General features: G+C 49.2%; 7 protein-coding genes. 3 read left to right on the top strand and 4 right to left on the bottom strand.

Going from position 1 to position 6,378, the window contains the following annotated elements:
- Positions 1–9 precede the first annotated feature (9 nt).
- Complete coding sequence (gene fnr / locus ACTHUE_RS09360) at positions 10–744, bottom strand: fumarate/nitrate reduction transcriptional regulator Fnr (protein ID WP_039862092.1); 735 nt, start codon at positions 742–744, stop codon at positions 10–12.
- Between the two features lie 161 nt (positions 745–905).
- Between fnr and hemN the strand changes: the two genes are divergently transcribed.
- From hemN to ACTHUE_RS09345, 3 genes are all read left to right on the top strand, one after another.
- Complete coding sequence (gene hemN, locus ACTHUE_RS09355; RefSeq protein WP_440402928.1) at positions 906–2,327, top strand: oxygen-independent coproporphyrinogen III oxidase; 1,422 nt, start codon at positions 906–908, stop codon at positions 2,325–2,327.
- 69 nt (positions 2,328–2,396) lie between these two features.
- A complete protein-coding gene (locus ACTHUE_RS09350) occupies positions 2,397–2,642 on the top strand; it encodes a DUF1289 domain-containing protein (RefSeq protein WP_107769216.1) in 246 nt (81 codons plus the stop codon).
- Positions 2,643–2,680: 38 nt separating this feature from the next.
- Positions 2,681–3,667, top strand: a complete 987-nt coding sequence (locus ACTHUE_RS09345; RefSeq protein ID WP_107769195.1) for a TraB/GumN family protein — start codon at positions 2,681–2,683, stop codon at positions 3,665–3,667.
- A gap of 100 nt (positions 3,668–3,767) precedes the next feature.
- Here the strand turns inward: ACTHUE_RS09345 and argF are convergent, their stop codons facing one another.
- The 3 genes from argF to dapE all read right to left on the bottom strand — a co-directional run.
- The gene (argF, locus tag ACTHUE_RS09340; protein ID WP_440423349.1) at positions 3,768–4,763 is read right to left on the bottom strand and encodes an ornithine carbamoyltransferase; all 996 of its coding nucleotides are present in this window, start codon (positions 4,761–4,763) and stop codon (positions 3,768–3,770) included.
- Between the two features lie 143 nt (positions 4,764–4,906).
- Positions 4,907–5,662: a methylated-DNA--[protein]-cysteine S-methyltransferase gene (locus tag ACTHUE_RS09335; RefSeq protein ID WP_440423346.1), complete on the bottom strand. Its 756-nt coding sequence runs from the start codon at positions 5,660–5,662 to the stop codon at positions 4,907–4,909.
- Between the two features lie 96 nt (positions 5,663–5,758).
- Positions 5,759–6,378: succinyl-diaminopimelate desuccinylase (gene dapE / locus ACTHUE_RS09330; protein ID WP_440423344.1), on the bottom strand; the 620-nt coding region annotated here is incomplete at its 5' end.

The following is a 6,378-nucleotide window of genomic DNA, read 5'->3' as shown; positions in this document are numbered from 1 at the left end:
GCCTAAGATTCAGATAGCGTGCGAACAACCGGAAACCATTTTCTTCAAGGTTGTCGCATCTAAGATTTTGATGTGCTTGTGTTCAACCGAAATCAAGCCTTCATGATGGAATTTAGACAAGGTGCGGCTGACTGTTTCCAGTTTCAGCCCCAAATAGCTGCCGATTTCCTCACGCGACATCCGCAAGATAAAATCATTGGCGGCGAATCCTCGTGAATAGAGACGCTGAGACAGGTTAAGTAAGAATGCTGCCAATCGCTCTTCAGCGCGCATATTGCCCAAAAGCAGCATAACGCCCTGATCTCGGACAATTTCGCGGCTCATCAAGCGGAAAAAGTGGGAGCGGAGGCTGGGAATATCCTGACCGAGTTCTTCAATATGTGTAAACGGAAGCTCACATACCTCGCTGTCTTCCAAAGCCACAGCATCACAGCTGTGAATATGGGAACAAATCCCATCCATACCGATCAGCTCGCCCGACATAAAAAAGCCGGTTACCTGATCTCGTCCATCTTGGCTGGCGACTGTTGTCTTAAAGAAGCCCGCACGGATGGCAAACAAAGAGGTAAACGGCTCGCCGGCACGGAACAGGTATTCACCTTTTTTCAGACGGCGGCTTTGACGAATAACCGCGTCCAATTGTGAAAATTCGTTAGGCATCAGTCCGACAGGCAAACACAGCTCGCGTAAAGAACATGTGGAACACAAGGTTTTCATTTGATGTGTTGCATTGTGTGTGGCCATAACGCACCCTTAATCTGCATAGTTCTATAAATCCCTGATGAAGCCGAATAACTATTGACCCAAGTCAAAGTCGGCATATCATTATCAGGCATTCTACCAAACTATCGAAATTTTGACTAAAATTTTCCCTAATTTCCCTACTTTATACTACAAGCCCAACCATGAAAATCATCCCCATCTCAAATAACACCAACACAAACAACGAATTACCGGAATTCGATCGTGAATTAATTGCCAGTTTGCCATCAAGCGGTCCCCGTTATACATCCTATCCGACTGCCGACCGCTTCCATGAAGGCTTTAAAGAAGCCGAATATATCCAAGCTTTAAGCCTGCGCAACATGGGCGCGCTCAACAAACCCCTTTCACTCTACATCCACATTCCCTTCTGCAATACCATCTGCTACTACTGCGGCTGCAACAAAATCATTACCAAAGACAAAAGCCGTGCCGATGCCTATATCCGGTATCTGGAAAAAGAAATGGAATTGCTGGCACCGCATTTGGGTGGAAGACACCAGCTCGCGCAGCTCCACTTCGGCGGCGGTACGCCCACATTCCTGAGCGACGACCAACTCGAACGCGTCTTCGACATGATTCGTAAATACTTCCAGCTGATTCCCAACGGCGAATACTCCATCGAAATCGACCCGCGCAAAGTCAGCCGCGAAACTGTCCTCAAACTGGGCAAACTTGGTTTCAACCGCATGAGTGTCGGTATTCAAGACTTTGACCCTAAAGTGCAGGAAGCCGTCAACCGTATTCAAAGCTACGAAGAAACCAAAGAAGTGATTGATGCCGCGCGTGAAGCCGGATTTAAATCAGTCAGCGTCGATTTAATTTACGGCCTGCCGCACCAAAACACCGAAAGCATCAAAACCACCATCGACACGGTCTTGTCCCTCAGTCCCGACCGCCTCGCCCTCTACCACTACGCTCACTTGCCGCATATCTTCAAACCGCAACGCCGTATCGACACCAATGTCGTTCCCGACAGCGAAGAAAAACTCGATATGCTGCAATATTGCGTCCAAACCCTGACTGAGCGAGGCTACGTTTTCATCGGCATGGACCACTTTGCCAAACCTGACGACGAGCTCTCCATCGCCCTCAAAGAAGGTTTCCTGCAACGAAATTTCCAAGGTTATTCCACCTATGCCGACTGTGACTTGGTGGCGATCGGCGTATCCTCTATTGGCAAAATCGGCAGCACCTACTCCCAAAACGAGCGCGACATCGATACCTATTACGCCGCACTCGATGCCGGACATCTGCCGATTATGCGCGGCTACCAGCTCAATCAAGACGACATTTTGCGCCGCAACATCATTCAGGATTTGATGTGCCGCTTCTCGCTCGACTATCGGATTTACGAAAGCGTGTTCGGCATTCCGTTTAGCCGTTATTTTGCAGCCGAACTGGAAGATATGAAGCAACTGGAAACCCTCGGCCTGGTCCACCTCAAACCGCACGGCCTGACCGTTACGCCGAAGGGCCGTTTCCTGATCCGCAACATCGCCATGGTGTTCGACTACCATTTACGCCATAAAGAAACCAAAGCCAAATACTCGCAAACCGTATAAACACTTAGGCCGTCTGAACATATGTGCTATATTTCAGACGGCCTTTTTTCACATCAAAAGCAACACAAAATGGATCAACCCGATTTCTTCCCCATTCCCAGCCCCTGCATCGGCGTTTGCGAAGCCAATGCCAAAGGTTATTGCAAAGGCTGCCTGCGCAGCCGGGAAGAGCGCTTGTACTGGCTCCAGATGACCGACAGCCAAAAACATCAAGTCATGCACCTTCTATCCCTCAGGAAGGCCAAAATCCGCAACCGCAAACAGGAAAAAACCGAAACGGGCGAACATCCGGTTCAAAACCTGCTCGATTTCTAAATTGCCCTTGCCTACCGCACACCACAATAAGGAAAAACATGAAAAAACTGCTTGCCTGTCTGCTGATACCATTTACCGCCCTCGCCTTAGGTACCTGCAAACCCGCTGCAACTTTACCCGAAAGCAAACCTGCCGAACTCAATTGGCAGCAGCCTAAACTCACCAGCAATGTTTGGAAAATCAGCAAAGAAGGCCAACCCGATTCCTATCTGCTCGGCACCATCCACATGGGGAAAACCAATCAGACCTTGTCTTCCGATGCCCTCAAACTGTTGCAATCCACCAACCAACTGACCACAGAAGTTGACGCATTGCCGGACAGCAGTCCGGAAACAAAAAAAATGTATCAAAAATACTTCAAAGAGGTCATGAGTACCGAACCGCTCAGTCGCAAGCTTGGCAAAACAGATTTCCGTCTTTTACAAGAAATCTATTCAAAAAATGAAGAAAGCCGACCCATTGCCCAAATTGCCGACAAACTCCATCCGTGGGCAGCATTGGTTTTTGCCGGCAGCGCATTTCCCCAAGGATATAGCGCAGAAACCGGTGCAGATATGTTGCTGACCAATGCGGCCGCCGACATCAATAAGCCGCGTGGTTCATTGGAAAGTTTGGACGATGTTACCGCGATCTTCAAAGCCCAGCCTGAAGAGACCATGCTCAACTTTCTGAAAGCCAGCATTAAAACCAATAAAGAAGAAACCGAAGATATCAAAAAACTCCATCAAGCCTATTCAGACGGCCGCTTTGAAGAACTCATCCCACTTTTGGAAGAAACCGAACAGCGCACCCTCAAACTTGTTGATACCAAGTACGCCAAAGCCATGTCCGATTGGCTGAAAAACGACCTCCTGATCCGCCGCAACTTGGCATGGTTGCCTGAAATCCGCAAGCAATCGGCCAAACAAAGCACCCTCTTTGCTGTCGGCATTGCCCATTTACCCAGCGAAAAAGGCCTAATCGAACTATTGCGTCAAGAAGGCTATCAAGTAACCCCCGAACCCAAAGTCCTGATTTGGCAATAAACCCCCAATCCAACAACAAGACCGTCTGAAAGTCTTTCTTTCAGACGGCCTTTATTTAATCTCTATTAAATGAAGCAGTAAGCAGCGTTGAGCGCCAAACTCAATCGCCCAATGCCGCTACCATCACCGCTTTAATCGTGTGCATCCGGTTTTCTGCCTGATCAAACACGATGCTGGCTTCGCTTTCAAAGACTTCTTCCGTTACTTCCACGCCATTCAGGCCGAATGTCTCATAAATCCATTCGCCGACTTTGGTTTCGCGATTATGGAAAGCAGGCAGGCAATGCATAAACTTGACTTGCGGATTTTCAGCCGCGGCCATTAATTCGGGCGTAACGCGGTAATCTTTCAGCAAATCGATACGTTCCTGCCAAGCCTCTTTAGGCTCGCCCATGCTGACCCACACATCGGTATGGATAAAATCCACGCCTTTCACGGCTTCTTTCACATTCTCCGTCAACAGAATCCGTCCACCGATCTCTTTAGCAACAGCCTGCACCGTCTCGGTAATGTTTTCAGACGGCCACAAACTTTTCGGCGCACCGATACGCACGTCCATGCCCAGTTTCGCAGCCAACACCAGCAACGAATTGGCCATGTTGTAACGCGCATCACCGACATAAGCAAACGCAATTTGGTTCAAAGGCTTATCGCTATGCTCGCGCATCGTCAGCGCATCAGCGAGCATTTGAGTCGGGTGAAACTCGTTGGTCAAACCGTTGAACACAGGCACGCCTGCATACTTAGCCAGCTCTTCCACTACATCCTGCCCAAAACCGCGATATTCAATGCCGTCAAACATCCGCCCCAAAACACGCGCCGTATCCTTAATACTTTCCTTATGCCCGATTTGGCTGGCAGAAGGCTCCAGATAAGTGACCCCCGCCCCTTGGTCGCGTGCGGCCACTTCAAACGCGCAACGGGTACGGGTCGATGTTTTCTCGAAAATCAGGGCGATGTTTTTTCCCTTCATCCGCTGCACCTCGCGCCCCGCTTTTTTAGCGGCTTTCAATTCAGCGGCAAGGTCGAGATAGGCAGTAATTTCTTCCGGAGTAAAATCCAAAAGTTTTAGAAAATGGCGGTTTTTCAGGCTCATGTCGTATTTCTCTTTTCTAGCGTGGGCGTTGCCCAACATTTTTCTCCATGCAGATTTCGTCGGGCTTCCACCGACCTTCTGCTGCTCAATTTTTCAGAATGCGAAGCCTGCTAATAGTGCAGCCCCTTATCCTCTATCAAAACTCAAAACAAGGCCGTCTGAACCTCGCCTCGCTCCAAGGCAAGCAACGATTGTTTGCGGTTCAAACCGCCTGCATAGCCGGTCAGCTTGCCATCGCTGCCGATAACACGGTGGCAGGGAATCAGGATAGACACCTTGTTTTGCCCGTTTGCAGCAGCAACGGCGCGAATGGCTTTAGGATTACCCAACTGTTGCGCCTGCTCCTTGTAGCTGCGCGTTTCGCCGTAAGGAATAGTCAGCAACGCATTCCATACCTGCTGCTGAAAGGCTGTACCTATCGTTTCCAAAGGCGTCGCAAAAACTTTCAGACGGCCTTGGAAGTATAAATCCAATTCTTGACGTAAAAGTTGCGTTTGCTCATTTTCTTGAAAAATAAACTGCCCGCGCAAAGCTTTTTGGACAGCCATGATTTCCTGTTCCATATGTTTTTGCCCGACAAATTCCAGCAGACACAAACCCTTGCCGCCGAACACCGCCAACATCTCGCCCAAGGGCGTGGCAAGCGCGGCAACAGTCAGCTCATTCGGACTATCTGGATAACGCGTTTCCAACAATCGGATAGCTTGGCGGATACGGACATATTCCTCAGGCGTACAACCGATACAATCAATAAAATCCTGCTCAAACTGCTTGGCTTCGTGTTCAGTAAGACGCTTGTGCAGCAAGGTTTCGAGAGTAGCGGGAAAGTCAGTTTCCAACTGCTCTCGGATTTCATTCCACTTTGATGGAAGCTCGTTTAAAGAAGGCAGAGTAATCATATTTTGCCTTGTCCAATTATCGATAACTTAAGAGAAAACAAAAAGAGCAAAAGAATCATATCGCCCTATCGTTTTTCAAAGCCTATACGGCCTTTTTCACTTCAACAATCGCGTCAACATACCCTCATACACTGCCGACAGTTTCGGAATATCTTCCAAACGTACGTTTTCGTTGATTTGGTGGATGGTCGCGTTGGATGGGCCTAATTCGATGAGTTCTTTGGCAATGGCTTTGATGAAGCGTCCGTCCGAAGTGCCGCCAGTAGTGGACAATTCGGCCTCAACGCCACAAATCTCGGCAATGGCTTCGCATGCCACGTCGGTCAGTTTGCCCGCGTGGGTTAGGAAAGGTTGGCCTGAACAAGACCACTGCAAATCGTATTGCACGCCGTGTTTGTCCAAAATGGTGTGGACGCGTTGTTTCAGACCTTCTTCGGTGGACTCGGTAGAAAAACGGAAATTGAATTTGACGTTCAGCTCGCCCGGAATAACATTGGTCGCGCCTGTGCCGCCGTTGATATTGGAAATTTGGAAACTGGTCGGCGGAAAGTATTCGTTACCCTCGTCCCAGACTTCCTGTGTCAACTCTAGCAAGGCCGGGGCAAAAGTATGCACGGGATTGATTGCCAAATGCGGATAGGCAATATGGCCTTGCTTGCCTTTGATGGTCAGATTGCCCGACAACGAGCCGCGTCGGCCGTTTTTCAACATATCGC

It is taken from the genome of Neisseria sp. P0021.S005, from assembly GCF_051956955.1.
The sequence above is the reverse complement of the archived record's forward strand: the minus strand, read 5'-3'. Positions and strand labels throughout refer to the sequence as shown.